Origin of the sequence: Amycolatopsis oliviviridis (assembly GCF_014654365.1) — a bacterium.
Taxonomy (GTDB): domain Bacteria; phylum Actinomycetota; class Actinomycetes; order Mycobacteriales; family Pseudonocardiaceae; genus Amycolatopsis; species Amycolatopsis oliviviridis.
In genome coordinates, this window is sequence record NZ_BNAY01000001.1 from 687,697 (window position 1) to 706,590 (window position 18,894).

Consider the following 18,894-nt stretch of genomic DNA (forward strand, 5'->3'; position numbering starts at 1 on the left):
GTGACCACGGCTGAATTGACGACATTCTTTTGATCTCGTGAAGCCGCGCGTTTCCATCGCGCGATAAAACAACGGAGAATTATTTACAAAGTGCGGGACAACGCCAAGGCCGCGGTCCGCACCGCGGGTGCGACCCTGTTGGTGTGCATGCGATTGGCCCAGCCGGAGATCGACAAGGCCGCCACCGCGACGCCTTGGGAGTCCAGCAAGGGGCTCGCGGCGCAGACGACACCGACACCGGATTCTTCCCGCTCCAAAGCGATTCCGTCTTCGCGGACCTTGGCGAGCTGACGGCGCAGCAGACCGGCGGCGGTGATCGTCCGGACGCTGACCCTGGGCAATCCCGCGTCGATCACCTGGGTCACCACGGATTCCGGCGAGAACGCGAGAATCGCCTTTCCGACACCGGTGGCGTGCGCGGGAAAACGGCCGCCTATCCGGGACGGCAGCGACGGCGCGTCGGGACCCCGCAGAATGTCGAGATAGACGACCTCGGTGCCTTCGAGGACCGCGAGATGCACGGTGTTCCTGGTCGCCTCACGGAGATCGGCGAGATACGGACGCGCGGCCTCGACCAGGCCGCGGCGCCGTACCGCCAGCTGGCCGATCTCGAACAGTTTCAGCCCGAGCCGCAGCGCCGCTCCTTCGCGTTCGAGCAGTCCGGTCGCGACCAGGTGCCCGGTGAGCCGGTGGACGGTCGACTTCGCCAGTCCGGTCCGCCGTGAGAGCTCGGAAACGCCGAGCGCGTCGTCGCCGGGACGGAAGGCGGAGAGCAGCGCGGTGACACGGGCGGCCACGAGGCCGTCCGCTCCGGTTCGTTCCGGGTCGTCGTTCCGCCCAGCGGCACGCATGAGTTGAGTGTGCCCTATCCGCTCGGGGAGCGTCACCTGACATGGCGCAACGGAAAGCGGTGGCCGCGATCGTCGGTCCCGGGAACATCGGCACCGACCTGCTCGCGAAGCTGAGGCGCAGCGATCACGTCGAGGTGCGGTACATGGTCGGCGTGGACCCCGAATCGGACGGGCTGGCCAAGGCGGCCGAGCTGGGACTGGAGACCTCCGCCGGCGGCGTCGACTGGCTGCTGTCCCGCGACGAGCTGCCGGACCTGGTCTTCGAAGCGACCTCGGCGAAGGCGCATCTGGCGAACGCACCGCGCTACTCCGCCGCCGGGATCCGCGCGATCGACCTGACCCCGGCCGCGGTCGGCCCGTTCACCTGCCCCGCCGTCGGCCTGCCCGAACGGCTCGACGTGCCGAACGTCAACCTCATCACCTGCGGCGGCCAGGCCACGATCCCGATCGTGCACGCGGTGTCCCGGGTGACGCCGGTGCCTTACGCCGAGATCGTCGCGTCCGTCTCCTCGCGCTCGGCAGGCCCGGGCACCCGCGCGAACATCGACGAGTTCACCGCGACGACGGCGCGCGGGATCGAGCTCGTCGGGGGAGCGAGCCGCGGCAAGGCGATCATCATCATCAACCCCGTCGAGCCGCCGATGATCATGCGGGACACGGTGTTCTGCGCGATCGACCCGGACGCGGACTTCGACGCGGTGACCGAATCCATCCACCGGATGGTCGAAACGGTTCAGGGTTACGTGCCGGGCTACACGCTCAAAGCGGATCCGCAGTTCGACCCTCCCCGGCCGGGTTGGAGCGGGCAGGCGCGGGTCGCGGTGTTCCTGGAGGTCGCCGGCAACGGGGACTTCCTGCCGAAGTACGCCGGGAACCTCGACATCATGACGGCCGCGGCCGCCCGCGTCGGCGAGCTGCTGGCGACCCAGGAGGTGGCGGCGTGAAGTGGGACGAGATCGACCGTGAGGTCCGGCTGGTCGACACCAGCCTGCGCGACGGCAGCCATGCGATGGCGCACCAGTTCACCGAGAAGAACGTCCGCGACACCGTCCGGGCATTGGACGACGGCGGCGTCTCGCTGATCGAGGTCAGCCACGGCGACGGGCTCGGCGGCTCGACGTTCAACTACGGGTTCTCGCTGGTCGACGAGCGGAAGCTGATCGCCGCGGCGGTCGACGAGGCGCGGCGCTCGAAGATCGCGGTGCTGCTCCTTCCCGGCCTCGGCACGGTCGGCGATCTGAAGGTGGCGGCCGATCTCGGCGCGGGCGCGGTCCGGATCGCGACCCACTGCACCGAGGCCGACGTGTCCGTCCAGCATTTCGGCGCGGCGCGGGAGCTCGGGCTGGAGACGGTCGGTTTCCTGATGCTGTCCCATATGTCGACGCCGGAGGCGCTCGCGAAGCAGGGCCGGATCATGGTCGACGCGGGCTGCCAGTGCGTGTACGTCGTCGACTCGGCCGGGGCGCTGATCCTGGAGGACGCGGGCGAACGCGTCGCCGCGCTCGTGGCGGAATTCGGTGACGAGGCGCAGGTCGGCTACCACGGTCACCAGAACCTGAGCTTCGGCGTCGCCAACTCGGTACTCGCCTACCGGGCCGGTGCCCGGCAGATCGACGGTTCGCTCGTGGCGCTCGGCGCCGGTGCGGGCAACTCGCCGACCGAGGTCCTCGCGGCGACGTTCGAACGGCTCGGGATCCGCACCGGCGTCGACAAGGACGTCCTGATGGACGCGGCCGAGAACGTCGTGAAGCCTTACATCACGCGGCTGCCGGTGATGGACCGGTCGTCGATCGTGCAGGGCTTCGCGGGCGTGTACTCCAGTTTCCTGCTGCACGCGGAGCGCGCCGCCGAGCGCTACGACGTCCCGGCGCACGAAATCCTCTACCGCGTCGGCGCCGCGAAATACGTGGGCGGCCAGGAGGACATGATCATCGACATCGCCCTGCAACTGGTCGCCGAACGCGCTCAGGCTTGACGGTCGGCCCCGAGCACGAGGCGGACGCAATGGTCGATCAGGCGGTCGCGGCTCACCTTGAGCGAGCCGTCGAGGTAGGCGATGAACACGTTGCTCAGCGCGCCTACCAGCCCGATCGAGGTCATCTGCCGTTCCGCCGCGTCGCCGTGGGACAGCTGTCCGCTGACCAGTTCGGCGAAGGAGGGGAGGAGCGCGATCCCGCGGGTGGTCAGCGCGGGGTCGGTGATCGGCGCGAGCAGGAGGACGCGGCCCTTGCGCGGGTCGTCGAGCATCAGTCCGACGAACGCGCGGACGGCGGCCTTCGCCCGTTCGGCGGGTTCGGCCGTGTCGCTGACGGCGTCGACCAGGGCCTGCCGGGCCTGCTCGCCGATGTGCTCGTAGACCGCGACGACCAGTTCCTCACGGTCGGCGAAACTCTCGTAGAAGTACCGCTCCGTCAGCTTGGCGTGACGGCACACCGCGCGAACGCTCACCCCGGCGCTGCCCTGGGTGCCCAGCAGGTCGAGCCCCGCCTCGACGAGCTGTTCCCGCCGCGCGGCCTTGCGGTCGTCCAGGGTCGTGCCTGCCCAGCTGCGGCCGGCCATGATCGGCTCCTCTTGTTGACTACGGCTGTTGTCAACTTTAACCTGACAACAGTTGTGGTCAATTTAACCAGCTCATTGAGGAGACCGGGGATGACACAGCCGCGGCCGCTGGGACCGGATTCGCTGACCTGGAAGTACTTCGGCGATTGGCGAGGGCTGCTCATCGCCCTCTGGGCCGGATCCATGCAGAACATGCACCCCGAGCTGGGCGCGGGCGTCGAGGAGCACTCGCGCTTCTTCGAGGAGCGCTGGCAGCGGCTGTTCCGTTCGCTGTACCCGATCGGGGGAGTCATCTACGACGGCCCGCGCGCGCAGGCGACCGCGCTGGAGGTGCGCGGCTACCACGATCGGATCAAGGGCGTCGACAAACACGGGCGGCGCTATCACGCGCTCAACCCGGACACCTTCTACTGGGCGCACTCGACGTTCTTCATGAGCGCCATCCTCATCGCCGACAACTTCGTCGGCGGCATCGGCGAGGCCGAGAAGCGGAAGCTGTTCGACGAGCACGTGCAGTGGTACGAGATGTACGGCATGAGCATGCGCCCGGTGCCGGAGTCGTGGGAGGACTTCCAGCTGTACTGGAAGCGCATGTGCGAGGACGTCCTGGAGGACAACAAGGCCACGCGCGACGTCCTGGAGATCAAGGACATCGCGAAGCCGCATTTCCTGCCGTGGCTGCCGGACTTCGCGTGGAACCTCGTGCGCGGGCAGGTGGCGCGGAACTTCGTCTGGCTGACCGTCGGGTTGTACGACCCGCCGATCCGCGAACGGCTCGGCTACACCTGGACCGAACGCGACGAACGACGGCACCGGCGGGCCGGAAAGCTGATCAACGCGGCTTTCAAGCTGGTCCCGCGAGACCGTCGTTATCACCCCCGCGCCAGGGCGGGCTGGCGTCGCGAGCGTGGCGAACTGGCCCCGGACGCGCCGTTGGTCGAGACTCCCGCGAGGAACCTTCCGCCGCTTTCGGAGCGGGGCAAACCGGAGCACTACTCACCGAACGTCTGATCAGGAGTGTCGATGAAGCTTGGTTACCACCTCGGTTACTGGTCCTCCGCCCCGCCCGAAGGCGCGCTGGACGCGGTGCTGCGCGCCGAAGAACTCGGCTTCGACTCCGTGTGGACCGCCGAGGGCTACGGTTCGGACGCGTTCACCCCGCTCGCCTGGTGGGGCGCGTCGACGAGCCGGATCAAGCTCGGCACCAACATCGTCCAGATGTCGGCGCGCACCCCGACCGCGACGGGTATGCACGCGCTGACCCTGGACCACCTGTCCGGTGGCCGGTTCGTGCTCGGGCTCGGCGCGTCCGGGCCGCAGGTGGTCGAGGGCTGGTACGGGCAGCCGTATCCGAAACCGCTGGCGCGCACCCGCGAGTACGTCGACATCGTGCGTCAGGTCGTCGCGCGTGAGGCGCCGGTGACCCACGACGGGCAGCACTTCCAGCTGCCGCTGCGGGGCGGGACGGGGCTGGGCAAGGCGCTGAAGTCCACAGTGCACCCGTTCCGCAAGGAGATCCCGATCTTCCTCGCCGCCGAGGGGCCGAAGAACGTGGCGCTGTCGGCGGAGATCTGCGACGGCTGGCTCCCGCTGTTCTTCTCGCCCAAGAGCGACGCGTTCTACCGGACGGCGTTGCAGGAGGGCTTCTCGCGTCCCGGTGCCCGGCACGGTTTCGGCGACTTCGAGGTCGCCGCGTCGGTCCCGGTGCTCGTCCACGACGACGTCGAAGAGGCCGCGAGCTGGATCAAGCCGTCGCTGGCGCTCTACATCGGCGGTATGGGCGCGAAATCGGTGAACTTCCACCACGACGTCTTCGCTCGCATGGGCTACGAGGACGTCGCCGACAAGGTCCAGGAGCTCTACCTGGCCGGCCGCAAGGACGAGGCGACCGCCGCGATCCCGACGTCGCTGGTCGAGGACACCTCGCTGATCGGACCTCCGGAAAAGATCCGTGACGAGCTGGGCAAGTGGGAGGAGACCGTGGTGACGACGCTGCTTCTGCGAGGCGACGCGGCGACGCTCACGAAGGTCGCCGAGACCCTCTCGTAGAAACTCCGCATTTAGTCCTCTGAATGCGTTCGTAGGTTGCGAGGGTGAGGCCCATCACGTAGCGTCCCGGCCACGAACATGAAGTCGGTTCATGTTCGTGGCCGGGAGGTGCGACTCATGACGGTGAGCCGGAGGCGGGTTCTCGCGGGTGCGGCGGCCTTGCCCGTCGCGGCGGGTGTGCTCGGCGCCCAGCAAGCGCAAGCGGCGCCCGTGAAGGGTTTCCGCGTCGGCGCCGGCCTCTCCGACGTCACCGGCCCGGCCGCCGAGAACGGCATGATGGGCTACTCGATGCCGCAGCAGCAGACCGCCGGCATCCACCTCCGCACCCGGGCGCGGGCCTTCGTGGTCGACGACGGCGCCAAGCGGATCGCCTTCGTCACCGCCGACCTCGGCGCGCTGTTCCAGTCCGTCCACCAGGGCGTCATGCGCAAGCTCCAAGCCGCGTACGGCGATCTCTACACCGAGCAGAACGTGCTCCTCAACGCCACGCACACCCACTCCGCGTGCGGCGGCGACTCCCACTACGCCGCCTACGACCTGGCGATCCTCGGCTTCCAGCAGGAGGTCTACGACGCCGTCGTCGACGGGATCTTCGAAGCCATCAGCCGGGCGCACGCGAACCTCGCGCCCGGGTCGATCCGGCTCGGCCGCGCGGAACTCACCAAAGCGAGCGTCAACCGCTCCCGCAAGGCCTTCGAGCTGAACCCGCAGGCCGACAAGGACCACTTCCCGCAGGCGATCGACCCGGCCGTCACGGTGCTGCGGTTCAGCCAGAACGGTGTCGACGTCGGCGCGATCAGCTGGTTCGCCACGCACGGCACGTCCATGAGCAACGGCAACCACCTGATCAGCGGCGACAACAAGGGGTACGCCGCCTACGAGTGGGAACACGACCACGCCGGTGTGCGCTACCTCGACGGGAACCCGCGGTTCGTCGCCGCGTTCCCGCAGACCAACACCGGCGACATGAGCCCGAACCTGAACCTTTCGCCGGGGACACCGGAGACGGAGTTCGAGAACACCCGCACCATCGGCGATCTCCAGTTCCGCGCGGCGAAGAGCGCCTTCGACGCCGCGGCCGAAGCCGTGACAGGCGGCGTCGACCACCGCATGTGCTACGTGGACATGTCCGATGTGGCCGTCGACGCGAAGTACACCCCGAACGGGCGGCCGCAGCGCACCTGCACGGCCGCGATCGGGGTGTCGATGCTGGCGGGCAGCCGCGAGGACGGACCCGGCCTGCCGCTCCCGGAAGGCGTGAAGAACCCGTTCATCGACTGGCTCGGCGGCATCGACGCGCCGATCCCGCAGGCACTCGCCGACGCGCACGCGCCGAAGGTGATCGCGGTGCCGTTCGGCGCGATGAAGCCGTACCCGTGGACGCCGGAGGTCTTGCCCCTGCAGATCGTCCGGATCGGACAGCTGCACCTGGTGGCCGTGCCCGCCGAGCTGACCATCGTCTCCGGGCTGCGGCTGCGCCGGACCGTCGCGGGCGAACTCGGTGTCCCGCTGGAGAACGTGCTCGTCCAGGGCTACTCCAACGCCTACAGCCAGTACGTCACCACGCCCGAGGAGTACGACTCGCAGCAGTACGAAGGCGCGTCGACCCTTTACGGCCGCTACACGCTTCCGGCGTATCAGCAGGAGTTCGCGAAGCTCGCGGCCGCGATGAAGGCCGGGAAGACCGTCCCGCACGGGCCCACGCCGCGGGATCTGCGCGGCAAGCTGATCAACTTCCAGCCCGGGGTGGTCTTCGACAGCGCGCCCGCGTTCAAGAACTTCGGTGACGTCACGGTCGACGCGAAGAGCACCTACGCGCGCGGCGAGCAGGTCGCGGTCGAGTTCGTCACCGGGCATCCGAAGAACGACCTCCGGCGCGGCGGCACGTTCCTGGAGATCCAGCGGCTGGTGGACGGCAAGTGGGTCCGGCACGCCGACGACGGAGACTGGGACACCAAGTACCACTGGGCGCGGACCTTCGTCGCCGAATCGAAAGCCGTCGTCCACTGGAAGATCCCCGCGAACGCCCCGATCGGCAAATATCGCGTGGTCCACTTCGGCAACTGGAAGAACGGCTGGAACGGGGCGATCTCCGCGTTCAGCGGAACCTCGCGGACGTTCGTCGTCTCCTGACACCGGAAAGGTCTTTCGTGCGGAAGCTCGCCGTGGTCGCCATCGCCGCCGCCCTGTTCGCCGGAACCGCCGTCCCCGCCCAAGCGGCGGTCTCGGTGAAGGTCATGGCGTTCAACATCTGGCAGCTGCCTTGGATCGCCAGCCCGAACACCTCGGACAAGCAGGCCAGGGCCCGCGCCGCCGAGGACGTCATCCGCGCGAACGACGCGGACGTCGTCGTCCTCGACGAGGCGTTCAGCGCCCAGGCCGAGGAGATGCGGAACCGGCTGAAGGACGTCTGGCCGTACCAGACTCCGCTCGTCGGCCAGTACTGCAAGACGTCGCCGGGCTGGACGACGGTGAACGGGAACTGCTCGAATTCGCCCGTCGTGGTCAACGGCGGTGTCACCGTGCTGAGCAAGGCACCGGTGACCGAACAGCACCAGCTGGTCTTCCGCAATTCCTACTCGGGCACCGCGGACTACCTGTCCAACAAGGGTGCCGCGCTCGCCCGGCTGGTCGTGAACGGCAAGCCGCTCTGGATCGCGGGCACCCACATGCAGGCCGACGAGGGACCGGAGACGCTGCCGAAGGCGCACGACGTCCGGATGGCGCAACTCGGCGAGATCCGGGACCTGGTCACGAAATACGCGCCCGCGGCCGAGCCGGTCGTCATCGCCGGCGACCTGAACATCGAGTACTGGGCGGGGCAGGGGCGCAAGGATTCCCTCGGCCGGACCCAGGTCCAGCAGGGTGAAGCCTTCCTCGGCGGCGTCCTCCGCACGACCGGCGAGGGCGCCTACACCTTCGACGCGGCGACGAACCCGAATGCCGCGAAGTCCGTTCCGGCGACCTATCGCGACTCGCTGGACTACGTCGGCGCGGTGCGCGCGGGCGGCCGTCCACTCGCCGCTGTCGGCCCGGTACAGCTCGTGCATCACGACGGTGGCACGATTCCCTCCGACCACTACCCGGTGGTGGCCAAGATCCAATACTGAGGCCTTCATCGGGAGAATCGCCTCGAGGAGGATCATGGCAGCCCTGCCAGCACGGACGAGGTACCGCTACTCGCTCGGCTCGTTCGTCACCGGCCCCTTCGGCACGGTTCCCGGCCTGCTCCTCCTGAAGTACCTCACCGACACGATGGGCGTCGCGGCGGGCGTCGCCGGGGTGATCGTGTTCGTGCCCAAGGCCTGGGACGTGCTGTTCAACCCGATCGCGGGCAGGCTGTCGGACGCGGACATGGTCCGCACCGGCAGCCGCCGCCGGTTCCTGCTCTTCGGCGGCATCGGTGTCTCGATCCTCTTCGCGGCCCTGTTCGCGCACCCGGGCTTCGGCGGCCCGGTTCCCGACGCGATCTACGTCGTCGTCGTGTTCCTGTTGTGCGCCACCGCGTACGCGTTCTTCCAGGTGCCGTTCAACGCGCTGCCCGCCGAACTGACCGACTCGGCGGACGAACGCACGAAACTGACCAGTATCCGGATCGGCTTCCTCGCGGTCGCCATCCTGATCTGCGGCGGCGGCGCGCCCGCGATCACCGAGGCCGTCGGCGGCATCGCGGGCTACCGCGTCATGGGCGTGTTCATCGCCGTGATCATCCTGCTGGCCACCCTCGGCGTGTACTTCGGACTGAAGGACGCCCCGGTCGGCGCGCTGCGGCCGAACACGGTGAGCCCGCGCGAACTGCTGCGGACGCTCGCGCAGTGGCGGCCGTTCCGCTGGCTGCTCGGGGTCTACTTCGTCCAGGCGCTCGGCATCGGCACGGTACTGGCCGCGATCCCGTACTTCGCCGAGCGGATCCTCGGCAGCTCCGGCTACTCGACGCTGCTGTTCGTCGGCTTCGTCGGCCCGGCGCTGCTGACCATGCCGCTATGGCCGAAACTCGGTGCCAGTGTGGGGAAGCTGGTCGGGTTCCGGCTCGCCACCGCCGCGTTCGGCATCGGTCTTCTCGGCCTGCTGGGCGCCAAACTGTTCGGGCTCCCCGTCACGATGGTGTTCGTCGCCTTCTGCGGTGTCGGCTACGCGGGGATCTCGGTGTTCCCGCTGGCGATCCTGCCGGACCTGATCAGTGACGAGGAGGAGCGGACCGGCGAGACCAGGGCCGGTGTGGCGGCCGGGGTCTGGACGGCGTCGGAGACCCTGGGGCTCGCGCTCGGCCCGGGTATCTGGGGCCTGGTCCTGCAGTTCGGCGACTACCAGTCGAGCCTCGCCCCGGGCGCGGCGCAACCGGACAGCGCCCTGACGGCGATCCTGCTCGGCGCGTCGATCCTCCCGGCGGTGCTGATCCTGTTCGGCATTCCGCTGCTGCGGAAGTCCGTGCTGGAGCGCCGGTCGTGACCGCCGAGGACGTCCTGGCGGAGTTGCGGGACCTGCGCGCGGGCGACCTGCCGACGCACGGTGGCCGGACGCTCGCGTACGTCTACGACAGCGGTCTGTCCGAAGTGGACGAACTCGGGGCGGCGGCGCACGCGCTGGCGTCGTCGGCCAACGGTCTCGACCCGACGGCGTTCCCCAGCCTGCTGCGGATGGAGAACGACCTCGTCGGCACCGCCGCGCGCCTGCTGGGCGGTACGGCGGAGACGGTCGGTTCGGTGACCTCGGGCGGCACGGAATCGTGCATGCTCGCGGTCCTCGCCGCCCGCGACGCGCGTCCCGACGTGTCTTCGCCGAACATCGTGCTGCCCACGACAGCGCACGCCGCTTTCCACAAGGCAGCGCATTTCTTCGGTGTCCGCGCGGTGCCGGTGCCGGTCGATCCGGTCACCTTCCGCGCCGTGCCCGAGGCGATGGCCTCGGCGGTCGACGACAGCACGGTCCTCGTCGTGGCCAGCGCGCCGTCGTACGCCCACGGCGTCCTCGACCCGATCGCGGAGATCGCGGCGCTGCTGGACGGCGTCCGGTTCCACGTCGACGCCTGCATCGGCGGCTGGGTGCTGCCGTACCTGGAGCCCGGCCCGTTCGGCTTCGATGTCCCCGGTGTCACCAGCGTCTCGGTGGACCTGCACAAATACGCGTACTGCCCGAAAGGCGTGTCGGTTCTCCTGCACGCCGACGCCGCGCTGCGCCGGCCACAGTACTTCGCCAGCGCGGACTGGCCCGGCTACACGATGCTGAACACCACGCTCCAGAGCACCCGATCCGGTGGTCCGCTCGCCGCGGCGTGGGCGGTCGTGCGTCATGTCGGCGACGAGGGCTACGCGAAGCTGGCCGCGGCCGCGCGCGAGGCGGCGGTGGAGATCCGCGCCGGGATCGAAGCGCTGGACGGCCTCCGCGTCCTCGGTGATCCGGTGTCGACCCTGCTCGCGTTCACCGTGGACCACGGTGCCGGCTTCGACCTGTTCACGGTGGCGGACGAGATGCGGGAACGGGGCTGGTACGTGCAGCCGCAGTTCGCGCACGAGACGTCGCCCGCCAACCTGCACCTGACCGTGACGGCCGCGAACCGGGGAAGTGAGCAGGAGTTCCTGGTCGATCTCGCCGCGTCGGTCGAGGCCGCACGGAAATCCGGACCTGTCGTCGTCGACCCGCAGGTGGCCGAATTCGTCGCCGCGCTGGACCCAGCGACGTTGACGCCGGAGCAGTTCGCCGGATTGCTGGCGGCTGCGGGCCTCGGCGGTGACGCGGGCCTGCCCACCCGGATGGCGGAGATCAACGCCCTGCTGGCCACGGCTCCCGGTCCGTTGCGGGAGCGGCTGTTGCTGGAATTCCTCGGCGCGCTGTACACGGCTTCCTGAACCGGCCTTGACGCAATCAGTCGGTTGCTATACAAAGTTATGGCAACCGATTGATTGCTACTTGAGGAGGCTGTCATGGGATTCCCCGACCGGATCGAACGCACCGTCGAGATCGCCCACCCGCCCGCCAAGGTGTGGGCCGCGCTGACCACGGCCGAGGGCCTGGGCACCTGGTTCGGGAACCAGGCGAGCATCGACCTGCGGCCCGGCGGCGACGCCGAGATGAAATGGGACGAGGGGCACCAGGCGAACATGCGCGTCGAACGCGTAGAGGAGCCGGAGATCTTCGGCTTCACCTGGAACATCTACGGCTTGCCCGACGAGGACCCCCGTCGCACCTACGTCGAGTTCACCCTCGAACCGGCAGGCGCGGGCACCCGGCTCACCGTCGTCGAGACCGGCTTCTCCCAGCTTCCGGACGACCTCCACCGCGTCGCGTTCGAAGGGAACACGAAGGGGTGGGCGGCCGAGCTGGGCGAACTGATCGAATACCTCGATGCCGTCTGACATCGAAGCGATCGCCGAACAGGTCTTCGTCGCACTGGCCGACCCGAGCAGGCGGAGCATCCTCGCCACCCTCGCCTCGGGCGGCCCGGCCACGGCGACCGACCTGGCCGACCGGCTGCCCATCACGCGGCAGGCCATCGCCAAACATCTCACGTTGCTCACCGACGCCGGACTGGTCACCCCGGAGCAGGGGGAGCGGCGTCGCGTCCGTTACCGGCTGCAATCGGCCCCGATGCAGGTCGCCCAGCAGTTCCTCGCCGCGCTCGCCCGCGATTGGGACGGGCCGCTCGCGGCTCTGAAAGACCATCTGGAGGGATGATGAACGTCAAGACGGTCTCCCCGGCCGAATGGGAAGAAGCCCGGCTTCGCTTGCTTGTCAAGGAAAAAGAGCTGACCCGCGCCCGTGACGCGCTCGCCGCCGAGCGACGGCGGATGCCGTGGGTCGCGGTCGAGAAGCCGTACGGGTTCGAAGGCCCGTCCGGAACGGTGAACCTGCTCGACCTGTTCGAGGGCCGCCGTCAGCTGATCGTCTACCGGGCCTTCTTCGATCCCGGCGTCGAGGGATTCCCCGACCACGCCTGCAAAGGCTGCTCACTGGTGGCCGACCAGGTCGCCCACGTCTCGCACCTGAACGCCCGTAACACCACCCTGGCCTTCGCCTCGCGGGGCACGCAACCGGACATCGCGCGCATGAAGGCGCGGATGGGCTGGACGATGCCGTGGTACACGATCACCAGTGATTTCGACGTCGACTTCGGAGTCGGCGAATGGCACGGCACCAACGCCTTCATCCGCGAAGGCGACCAGGTGTTCCGGACGTACTTCGTCAACGATCGCGGTGACGAGACGATGGGGAGCACGTGGAGCTACCTCGACATCACCGCGCTGGGGCGGCAGGAGGAGTGGGAGGACTCGCCCGAGGGCTATCCGCAGAGCGCGCCGTACGAGTGGTGGAACTGGCACGACGCCTACGACGGCACCGAGAAGCCTGGCGGCTCTTGCTGCTCGGGCTGAAGCGTGCCTCCCGAGGAGGTCAGGAAAGGGTCGTTCAGGACAAGAAACGTCCTGAACGACCCTTTCCTGACATTTCAGTGGACGTGTACCGAGGAACCCGGACAGCACCGTGACCGGCGTCGTCACTCCCCACCTTGGTGGAAGTGCTTCATCAGCTTGCGCGGCACGAGTTTCGTCTCGCCGTTCACCTTGATCGGCACCAGATCCGGCACGGCCGCCTTCCACTGCGACCGCCGGGACCGGGTGTTGCTGCGCGACATCTTCCGCTTCGGGACGGCCATTACTTCGAGCCTCCCCGGCGGCCGTAGCGGCGGTGGAACTTCTCGACCTGGCCGGCGCTGTCCATGATCCGCTGGTTACCGGTCCAGAACGGATGCGACCACGAGCTGATCTCGACGTTCACCAGCGGATAGGTGTGGCCGTCGCTCCATTCGATGGTCTGCTCCGACGTCGCGGTGGACCGCGTCAGGAAGGCGTCCCCGGTGGAGAGGTCCTTGAACACCACAGGGTGGTAGTCAGGGTGGATTCCCGGTTTCACTGGCTTTCGTCCTTTCGGTTCGACACGTTCGCGTCGTGCTTGTCGGGGTCGGTTTCCGTGTCCTCACACGGCTCTTCGTGCCACTCGCCGAACGGATCCGGGTAGCGGACCCATTCCTGTTCACCGGCGGCGAGTTCGTCCTCGGTCAGCAGCGCCCCGTTCAGGGCGGCTTCGATCTCTTCGGGCGTGGCCTGATCGGTGACGACGACCAGTTCCTGCGCGCGATCGCCGAACGTCGGGTCCCAGCGCAGGGACGCGAGCGTGCGGCGCTCGGGGGAGACGGCTGCCCAGTCCGGCCCGTCGGGGGCGGCGAGCCACGCCCCGGCGTGCCCGACGCCGAGACCGCCGCCCGCGGACTCGATCCACAGCGCCATGTCCGGCTGGCTCGCCACCCACAGCCGTCCCCGGGTGCGGACGACACCGTCGAGCAGGACGTCGATCGCGTCGTGGAGCCGCTCCGGGTGGAACGGGCGCTGCGAGGTGAAGGTGAGCAGCCCGATCCCGCAGTCGGTGTGCAGCGGCGGTTCCCCGCGGAGCAGCGGTCCGTGCATGTCGGTGACCTCGCCGCGTCGCGCGTCGGCCGGGACGGCGTCGAGCACGGTCTTCCCGTCTACCTTGGACAGTTCGACGCGGGGGATCGAGGGCGCGACCCGGTCGAGCACGGCCGACGCCTTCGCCGCGGACCAGGCGTCGGTCGCGGCACCGGCGAGGACGAGCAAGTCGGCGAACTCGACCTGCGACAGCGCGACCTGGGCGACCGTGCGCTCGTCCTCGGGGCTGGCGCGCAGGTTCCGTTCGGCCAGGGTGTCGTCGCCGGTGCTGTCGGCCAGCCAGCCGGCGCAGTCGACGACGGCCAGCACGGCCCGGAGATCGACGTCCTCGATCACCGGCCGCTCGCCGACGAGGACGTGGTGCAGCGCCCAGCTGACCGGCTCGGGCTCCATGGCCTCGTCGAGCCGCACCACGATCCGCCGCACCTGCGGCATTCGCGAAAGCTTGCGCAGCAACGGCAAGAGGTCTTCGCGCAGCGTGCACGAAACGCAGCCGTGCGCGAGTTCGAGCACCGTCAACTGGTCGCGGTCGCCGAGCCGGATCCGCCGCCTGACCACACCGGAGTGGATCTGCCTCAGGTCGTGGTGCACGACGGCGGTGCCGGGTTCGGCCACGCGCAGCCGCTCGGCGAGGTCGGCGTTCGGTCCCGGTGCGAGGCCACTGATCAGGACGAGGGGCACGCGGGGGTTGTCGGTCACTGAAGCTCCGGGGCGTCGAGGGCGTTCTGGTTCGGCTGTGTAGAGTAAATGAAAACGACAACCGATATCAACTCGGGAGGGTGTATGTCCGCCGTGTGCCAGGTCACCGGCCGCAAACCGGGCTACGGGAAGCAGGTGTCGCATTCGCATCGGCGCACGTCCCGGCGCTGGGAGCCGAACCTGCAGGCCAAGCGGTACTTCGTGCCGAGCGAAGGACGTTGGGTCCGGCTGCGGGTCTCGGTGAAGGGCATGAAGACCATCGACAAGCGGGGGATCGAGGCCGTCGTGGCCGAACTCCGCGCGAAAGGGGTGAAGCTCTGATGGCCAAGAGCACCGACATCAGGCCGATCATCAAGCTCCGCTCGACGGCGGGCACCGGCTACACCTACGTCACGAAGAAGAACCGCCGGAACGACCCGGACCGCATGGTGCTGCGCAAGTACGACCCGGTCGCGCGCAAGCACGTCGAGTTCAAGGAGGAGCGCTGATGGCCAAGAAGTCCAAGATCGCCAAGAACGACAAGCGCAAGGTGATCGCCGCCCGCTATGTCGAACGGCGCCGCGAGCTGAAGGCCGTCATCGCCTCGCCGTCCGCGTCGCCCGAGGAGAAGGCGGCCGCGGTGTCGGCGCTGCAGGCGATGCCGCGCGACGCGAGCGCGACCCGGATCCGCAACCGCGACACCGCCGACGGCCGCCCGCGCGGCTACCTGCGGAAATTCGGGCTCTCGCGGGTCCGGATGCGGCAGATGGCGCACAACGGCGAGCTGCCCGGCGTCACGAAGTCGAGCTGGTGAGCGCGATGGCCAAACCGAACCGGGACCGCCCCGCCAAGCGCAAGACGAACCTGTTGCACGCCAACAAGATCACCGAGGTCGACTGGAAGGACGCGGATCTGCTGCGGAAGTTCATCTCCGATCGCGGCAAGATCCGCGCCCGCCGGGTCACCGGGCTGACGCCCCAGCAGCAGAAGCAGGTCGCCACCGCGATCAAGAACGCCCGCGAGATGGCGTTGCTGCCCTACCCCAACGCGGGCCGCTGACACCGCCGGTCCGGGCGGTGCGACACGCCGCCCGGACCCCGGTTCCTGTGGAAGAATCGGCCGCATGACGGAGAACCCCGGACAGGCCGAGGAAATCGATCCCGAACTGCTGGAGCTGTGGGCGAAGGTGTTCGCCTTCGCCCGCTCGGGTGCGACGGCGGAGATCATCGCCTACGTCGACGCGGGCATTTCGGCGAACCTGACCAACGACCGGGGCGACACGCTGGTCATGCTCGCGGCCTACCACGGGCACGCGGACACGGTCGCGGCGCTGCTCGAACGTGGCGCCGACGCGAACCGCGAGAACGACCGGGGCCAGAGCCCGCTCGCCGGGGCGGTCTTCAAGAACGAGCCCGAGGTCGTGAAGGCGCTCCTCAAGGGCGGCGCGGACGCGACGGCGGGGGAGCCGTCGGCGATCGACGCGGCCAAGATGTTCGGCAACACCGAACTGCTGGCTGTGCTCGAAGGCTGAGGCGGTTCTCACTCGGATCGCGGTCCGGGCCTCTGAATCCTTACACTGCCCCGCATGGATGACCCGCATTACCTCTCCGGCCTCGACCTGGCAGGCCGTCGTGTCGTGATGATCGGCGGCGGGACGGTCGCCCAGCGCCGCCTGCCCCGGCTGATCGGCGCGGGCGCGCGGGTAGAACTGGTCTCGCCGCACACGACGCCGTCGGTGAGCGCCATGGCCGACGCCGGGGAGATCGTCTGGCACGAGCGCCACTACACCGAGGGCGACCTCACCGACGCCTGGTACGCGCTGGCCTGCACGAACGATCCCGAGGTCAACGCCGCCGTCTGCGCCGAGGCCGAACGCGCGCGGGTCTTCTGCGTCCGCGCCGACGACGGGGACCTCGGCAGCGCGGTCACCCCGGCTTCGGGCAGGCACGGCGGACTGCTGGTCGGCGTCCTCTCCGGCGGCGAGCCTCTGCGGTCGGCGTCGGTCCGGGACAGCATCCTCGACGGCCTCCGCGCCGGCACCGTCGCCGACGGCCGCGGGCCGGACGCGCGCGACGACCTTCCCGGCGTCGCGCTGGTGGGCGGTGGCCCCGGCGACCCGGAACTGATCACCGTCCGCGGCCGCCGTCTCCTCGCCAGGGCCGACGTCGTCGTCGCCGACAGGCTGGCTCCGCGCGAACTGCTCGACGAACTCTCGCCCGACGTCGAGATCGTCGACGCGGCGAAGATCCCCTACGGCCGCGCCGCCAGCCAGGACGTGATCAACTCCACGCTGATCGACCGGGCCAAGGCGGGCAAGTTCGTCGTGCGGCTCAAGGGCGGCGACCCGTACCTCTTCGGCCGCGGTTTCGAGGAAGTCCTCGCCTGCGCCGAAGCGGGCATCCCGGTGACGATGGTCCCCGGCATCACGAGCGCGTTCTCCGTGCCCGCCGCCGCGGACGTCCCGGTCACCCATCGCGGGGTCGCCCACGAGGTCGTGGTGGTGTCCGGCCACGTCGCGCCGGACGACGAGAAGTCGCTGGTGGACTGGGAACTACTGGCGAAGATGCGCGGCACGATCGTGCTGATGATGGGCGTCGAGCGGCTGCCGCTGTTCACCAAGGCGCTGCTGGAGGGGCGGCCCGGGGACACGCCGGTGGCGATCGTCGAGGACGGCACGATGCGCACCCAGCGGGTTCTCCGCTCCACTTTGGACAGCGTGGTCGAGGACGCCGCGGCGGCGGGTGTGCGGCCGCCCGCGGTGATCGTCTTCGGTCCGGTGGCGGGGCTGGCTCAGCCCTCGTGGTCGTTGCCGGAGACGTAGAGCCAGTCGATCCCGTCCTCGCCGGAGGTGTCGAGGTGCGGGGCGCGGACCAGGCCCGCCCGCAGCGCCACCCGCTGCGAGGCGACGTTGTCCGGCCGGACCCGGGCGATCACGAGGTCGTCCGGCCGGTGTGCGCGCGCCCAGCCCACCGCCGCGGTGGCGGCCTCGCCGGCGTACCCGGAACCCCAGGAAGACGGGAAGAACCGGTAGAACAGGTTCAGGACCGGACTGCGCCGGAAGCCGACGATCTTCACCCCGCAGACGCCCAGTGTCTCCGCCGAGTCGTGTCGCCGGACCGTCCAGTACCCGAATCCGTACCGGTTCCACTGGTGCGACCAGCGGAGCAGCAGGAGTTCGGCGTCCTTGCGCGTTTCCAGCAGGTCCGAGGGGTTGTGCGCGCAGGCTTCCGCGTCGGTGTGGAGGGCGAAGATCGCGTCGAGGTCTTCGGGCCCGGGACGGCGCAGGACCAGGCGTCCGGTCCGCAGCTCCTCGGCGCCCGCGTCCCGGGTCGGTGCCGGATCAGCGGTCATGGCACCGCGCCGAGAAATCGGTGATGGCGTCGGTCAGGCGAGTCGGGTCGAAGCGCAGCTCGACCGGGCTGCGGGCCTGGACGAATTCGGCCGTCGGCATGTCCGCGGCCAGCGTGTCCGCGTCACCGAAGGGGTGGATCGGATCGCGCTCGTGCCCGATGACCAGTGCCGGGGTTTCGATGGTCCGCCGGACCGACTTGGGCGGCGCGATCCGACCGAACAGCACGCCGTGCAGGAGCGCGGCCATCGGCGCGGGCTGCTGGGACAGCGTGTCGGTCACGACGTCGACCCACTGGTTGCCGTGGGGGACGAGCTTCGCCGCGAGCGCCACCCCCTGCACGGTCACCGGAAGGAACCGGGCTGCCATGAGCAGCGGCGCGAAGGTGATCAGCCCGGCGACGATCGCGTTGTCCAGCACCGGCATCTCGACGACCAGGCCGAGCGCGCGTTCCGGTGCGCTGACCCCCACTTCGAGTGCGACGTTGGCGCCGAGTGACGTCCCGCCGATGACGGCGGCGTCGATGTCCAGATGGTCGAGCAGCGCGACGGTCTGCTCCGCGAACGCGGGCATGGAGTACAGCCACGAGTCGGTGGGCCGGTCCGAATCGCCGTGCCCGAGCAGGTCGAGGGTCACGGTCCGGAAGCCGGCCCGCGCCAGCCTGCGGGCGAGCGGCGCGTGCATCCGCCTGGTCAGCATGATGCCGTGGGTGAGCACGACGACCCGGTCGCCGGAGCCGAACTCGGTGTAGGCGAGCCGGTGACCCTCATGGGTGAAGGATCCCGACAGCTCGATCGGCCGGGAGGATCGTTCCCGTCGTCGCCCCGGGATGAGTGCGGGCAGGTCGGCGACCGCGGTGGCGCTGCTGGCCGGGCTCATATCCCACCGTCCTTCGTCGATCGTCGGTACTCACCGGTACTACTCGCTGGTACCAGGAAAGCATCTCGTGACC

24 protein-coding genes are annotated in these 18,894 nt (G+C 69.3%); 17 read left to right on the forward strand and 7 right to left on the reverse strand.

What is annotated here, in order from left to right; genetic code table 11:
- Positions 1–83: 83 nt before the first annotated feature.
- Positions 84–851 carry an IclR family transcriptional regulator gene (locus tag IE302_RS02635; protein ID WP_191251361.1) on the reverse strand — a complete coding sequence of 256 codons (768 nt, stop codon included), beginning with the start codon at positions 849–851 and terminating at the stop codon, positions 84–86.
- Positions 852–892: 41 nt separating this feature from the next.
- On the opposite strand from IE302_RS02635, the gene IE302_RS02640 reads away from it, so the two are divergent.
- Entirely contained in the window at positions 893–1,795 is a 903-nt protein-coding gene (locus IE302_RS02640) for an acetaldehyde dehydrogenase (acetylating) (protein WP_191251363.1), read from the forward strand.
- Entirely contained in the window at positions 1,792–2,826 is a 1,035-nt protein-coding gene (gene dmpG, locus IE302_RS02645; RefSeq protein ID WP_191251365.1) for a 4-hydroxy-2-oxovalerate aldolase, read from the forward strand. The genes IE302_RS02640 and dmpG overlap by 4 nt, the downstream gene beginning before the upstream one ends.
- On the opposite strand, the gene IE302_RS02650 is transcribed toward dmpG, so the two are convergent.
- Positions 2,817–3,410: a TetR/AcrR family transcriptional regulator gene (locus IE302_RS02650; protein ID WP_191251367.1), complete on the reverse strand. Its 594-nt coding sequence runs from the start codon at positions 3,408–3,410 to the stop codon at positions 2,817–2,819. The genes dmpG and IE302_RS02650 overlap by 10 nt on opposite strands.
- A gap of 90 nt (positions 3,411–3,500) precedes the next feature.
- Here IE302_RS02650 and IE302_RS02655 point away from each other — a divergent pair, with 90 nt between their 5' ends.
- The 9 genes from IE302_RS02655 to IE302_RS02695 all read left to right on the forward strand — a co-directional run bounded on the left by IE302_RS02655 (position 3,501) and on the right by IE302_RS02695 (position 12,826).
- Positions 3,501–4,421, forward strand: a complete 921-nt coding sequence (locus IE302_RS02655; protein WP_191251369.1) for an oxygenase MpaB family protein — start codon at positions 3,501–3,503, stop codon at positions 4,419–4,421.
- A 12-nt stretch (positions 4,422–4,433) separates the two neighbouring features.
- Entirely contained in the window at positions 4,434–5,459 is a 1,026-nt protein-coding gene (locus IE302_RS02660) for an LLM class F420-dependent oxidoreductase (protein WP_191251371.1), read from the forward strand.
- Positions 5,460–5,576: 117 nt separating this feature from the next.
- Positions 5,577–7,592, forward strand: a complete 2,016-nt coding sequence (locus IE302_RS02665) for a neutral/alkaline ceramidase (RefSeq protein ID WP_191251373.1) — start codon at positions 5,577–5,579, stop codon at positions 7,590–7,592.
- A gap of 17 nt (positions 7,593–7,609) precedes the next feature.
- Positions 7,610–8,569, forward strand: a complete 960-nt coding sequence (locus IE302_RS02670; protein ID WP_191251375.1) for a sphingomyelin phosphodiesterase — start codon at positions 7,610–7,612, stop codon at positions 8,567–8,569.
- A 34-nt stretch (positions 8,570–8,603) separates the two neighbouring features.
- A complete protein-coding gene (locus tag IE302_RS02675; protein WP_191251377.1) occupies positions 8,604–9,908 on the forward strand; it encodes an MFS transporter in 1,305 nt (434 codons plus the stop codon).
- Positions 9,905–11,305, forward strand: a complete 1,401-nt coding sequence (locus IE302_RS02680; protein WP_191251379.1) for a pyridoxal phosphate-dependent decarboxylase family protein — start codon at positions 9,905–9,907, stop codon at positions 11,303–11,305. The genes IE302_RS02675 and IE302_RS02680 overlap by 4 nt, the downstream gene beginning before the upstream one ends.
- Positions 11,306–11,380: 75 nt before the next feature.
- A complete protein-coding gene (locus IE302_RS02685; protein ID WP_191251380.1) occupies positions 11,381–11,812 on the forward strand; it encodes an SRPBCC domain-containing protein in 432 nt (143 codons plus the stop codon).
- Positions 11,802–12,131, forward strand: coding sequence for an ArsR/SmtB family transcription factor (locus tag IE302_RS02690; RefSeq protein WP_191251382.1), 330 nt, complete (start codon positions 11,802–11,804; stop codon positions 12,129–12,131). The genes IE302_RS02685 and IE302_RS02690 overlap by 11 nt, the downstream gene beginning before the upstream one ends.
- Positions 12,128–12,826, forward strand: a complete 699-nt coding sequence (locus tag IE302_RS02695; protein WP_229907560.1) for a DUF899 domain-containing protein — start codon at positions 12,128–12,130, stop codon at positions 12,824–12,826. The genes IE302_RS02690 and IE302_RS02695 overlap by 4 nt, the downstream gene beginning before the upstream one ends.
- A gap of 122 nt (positions 12,827–12,948) precedes the next feature.
- On the opposite strand, the gene rpmF is transcribed toward IE302_RS02695, so the two are convergent.
- Genes rpmF through mrf form a run of 3 tightly spaced genes read right to left on the reverse strand, consistent with a single transcriptional unit; the run spans position 12,949 to position 14,614 of the window.
- On the reverse strand, positions 12,949–13,107 hold the full coding sequence (gene rpmF / locus IE302_RS02700; RefSeq protein ID WP_005149940.1) for a 50S ribosomal protein L32: 159 nt from the start codon (positions 13,105–13,107) through the stop codon (positions 12,949–12,951).
- Positions 13,107–13,364: a type B 50S ribosomal protein L31 gene (locus tag IE302_RS02705; protein WP_191251386.1), complete on the reverse strand. Its 258-nt coding sequence runs from the start codon at positions 13,362–13,364 to the stop codon at positions 13,107–13,109. Before IE302_RS02705 ends, rpmF begins: the two co-directional genes overlap by 1 nt.
- Entirely contained in the window at positions 13,361–14,614 is a 1,254-nt protein-coding gene (mrf, locus tag IE302_RS02710; protein WP_191251388.1) for a ribosome hibernation factor-recruiting GTPase MRF, read from the reverse strand. Before mrf ends, IE302_RS02705 begins: the two co-directional genes overlap by 4 nt.
- A gap of 84 nt (positions 14,615–14,698) precedes the next feature.
- Between mrf and rpmB the strand changes: the two genes are divergently transcribed.
- The 6 genes from rpmB (at position 14,699) to cobA (ending at position 17,414) form a co-directional block, all read left to right on the forward strand.
- Positions 14,699–14,935, forward strand: coding sequence for a 50S ribosomal protein L28 (rpmB, locus tag IE302_RS02715; protein ID WP_005149951.1), 237 nt, complete (start codon positions 14,699–14,701; stop codon positions 14,933–14,935).
- Positions 14,935–15,102 (forward strand): 50S ribosomal protein L33, encoded by a 168-nt coding sequence (gene rpmG / locus IE302_RS02720; RefSeq protein WP_005149953.1) that lies wholly within the window; start codon positions 14,935–14,937, stop codon positions 15,100–15,102. Before rpmB ends, rpmG begins: the two co-directional genes overlap by 1 nt.
- Positions 15,102–15,407 (forward strand): 30S ribosomal protein S14, encoded by a 306-nt coding sequence (rpsN, locus tag IE302_RS02725; RefSeq protein WP_191251390.1) that lies wholly within the window; start codon positions 15,102–15,104, stop codon positions 15,405–15,407. The genes rpmG and rpsN overlap by 1 nt, the downstream gene beginning before the upstream one ends.
- The gene (rpsR, locus tag IE302_RS02730; RefSeq protein ID WP_191251392.1) at positions 15,404–15,652 is read left to right on the forward strand and encodes a 30S ribosomal protein S18; all 249 of its coding nucleotides are present in this window, start codon (positions 15,404–15,406) and stop codon (positions 15,650–15,652) included. Before rpsN ends, rpsR begins: the two co-directional genes overlap by 4 nt.
- 64 nt (positions 15,653–15,716) lie before the next feature.
- On the forward strand, positions 15,717–16,124 hold the full coding sequence (locus IE302_RS02735) for an ankyrin repeat domain-containing protein (RefSeq protein ID WP_191251394.1): 408 nt from the start codon (positions 15,717–15,719) through the stop codon (positions 16,122–16,124).
- A 54-nt stretch (positions 16,125–16,178) separates the two neighbouring features.
- On the forward strand, positions 16,179–17,414 hold the full coding sequence (gene cobA / locus IE302_RS02740; protein ID WP_191251396.1) for a uroporphyrinogen-III C-methyltransferase: 1,236 nt from the start codon (positions 16,179–16,181) through the stop codon (positions 17,412–17,414).
- On the opposite strand, the gene IE302_RS02745 is transcribed toward cobA, so the two are convergent.
- Both IE302_RS02745 and IE302_RS02750 read right to left on the reverse strand, forming a co-directional pair.
- Positions 17,384–17,944: a GNAT family N-acetyltransferase gene (locus IE302_RS02745; RefSeq protein ID WP_191251398.1), complete on the reverse strand. Its 561-nt coding sequence runs from the start codon at positions 17,942–17,944 to the stop codon at positions 17,384–17,386. The genes cobA and IE302_RS02745 overlap by 31 nt on opposite strands.
- On the reverse strand, positions 17,934–18,821 hold the full coding sequence (locus tag IE302_RS02750; RefSeq protein ID WP_191251400.1) for an alpha/beta fold hydrolase: 888 nt from the start codon (positions 18,819–18,821) through the stop codon (positions 17,934–17,936). The genes IE302_RS02745 and IE302_RS02750 overlap by 11 nt, the downstream gene beginning before the upstream one ends.
- Positions 18,822–18,894 lie beyond the last annotated feature (73 nt).

Bases quoted from the DNA above. Each gene is read 5' to 3' on its own strand.
- IE302_RS02735 (WP_191251394.1), top strand. From the start codon at position 15,717: ATGACGGAGAACCCCGGACAGGCCGAGGAAATCGATCCCGAACTGCTG.
- IE302_RS02640 (WP_191251363.1), top strand. From the start codon at position 893: ATGGCGCAACGGAAAGCGGTGGCCGCGATCGTCGGTCCCGGGAACATC.
- IE302_RS02665 (WP_191251373.1), top strand. From the start codon at position 5,577: ATGACGGTGAGCCGGAGGCGGGTTCTCGCGGGTGCGGCGGCCTTGCCC.
- IE302_RS02675 (WP_191251377.1), top strand. From the start codon at position 8,604: ATGGCAGCCCTGCCAGCACGGACGAGGTACCGCTACTCGCTCGGCTCG.
- IE302_RS02685 (WP_191251380.1), top strand. From the start codon at position 11,381: ATGGGATTCCCCGACCGGATCGAACGCACCGTCGAGATCGCCCACCCG.
- IE302_RS02745 (WP_191251398.1), bottom strand. From the start codon at position 17,944: ATGACCGCTGATCCGGCACCGACCCGGGACGCGGGCGCCGAGGAGCTG.
- IE302_RS02650 (WP_191251367.1), bottom strand. From the start codon at position 3,410: ATGGCCGGCCGCAGCTGGGCAGGCACGACCCTGGACGACCGCAAGGCC.
- IE302_RS02655 (WP_191251369.1), top strand. From the start codon at position 3,501: ATGACACAGCCGCGGCCGCTGGGACCGGATTCGCTGACCTGGAAGTAC.
- IE302_RS02635 (WP_191251361.1), bottom strand. From the start codon at position 851: ATGCGTGCCGCTGGGCGGAACGACGACCCGGAACGAACCGGAGCGGAC.
- IE302_RS02750 (WP_191251400.1), bottom strand. From the start codon at position 18,821: ATGAGCCCGGCCAGCAGCGCCACCGCGGTCGCCGACCTGCCCGCACTC.
- IE302_RS02695 (WP_229907560.1), top strand. From the start codon at position 12,128: ATGATGAACGTCAAGACGGTCTCCCCGGCCGAATGGGAAGAAGCCCGG.
- IE302_RS02660 (WP_191251371.1), top strand. From the start codon at position 4,434: ATGAAGCTTGGTTACCACCTCGGTTACTGGTCCTCCGCCCCGCCCGAA.
- IE302_RS02690 (WP_191251382.1), top strand. From the start codon at position 11,802: ATGCCGTCTGACATCGAAGCGATCGCCGAACAGGTCTTCGTCGCACTG.
- cobA (WP_191251396.1), top strand. From the start codon at position 16,179: ATGGATGACCCGCATTACCTCTCCGGCCTCGACCTGGCAGGCCGTCGT.
- rpmB (WP_005149951.1), top strand. From the start codon at position 14,699: ATGTCCGCCGTGTGCCAGGTCACCGGCCGCAAACCGGGCTACGGGAAG.
- rpmG (WP_005149953.1), top strand. From the start codon at position 14,935: ATGGCCAAGAGCACCGACATCAGGCCGATCATCAAGCTCCGCTCGACG.
- rpsN (WP_191251390.1), top strand. From the start codon at position 15,102: ATGGCCAAGAAGTCCAAGATCGCCAAGAACGACAAGCGCAAGGTGATC.
- rpmF (WP_005149940.1), bottom strand. From the start codon at position 13,107: ATGGCCGTCCCGAAGCGGAAGATGTCGCGCAGCAACACCCGGTCCCGG.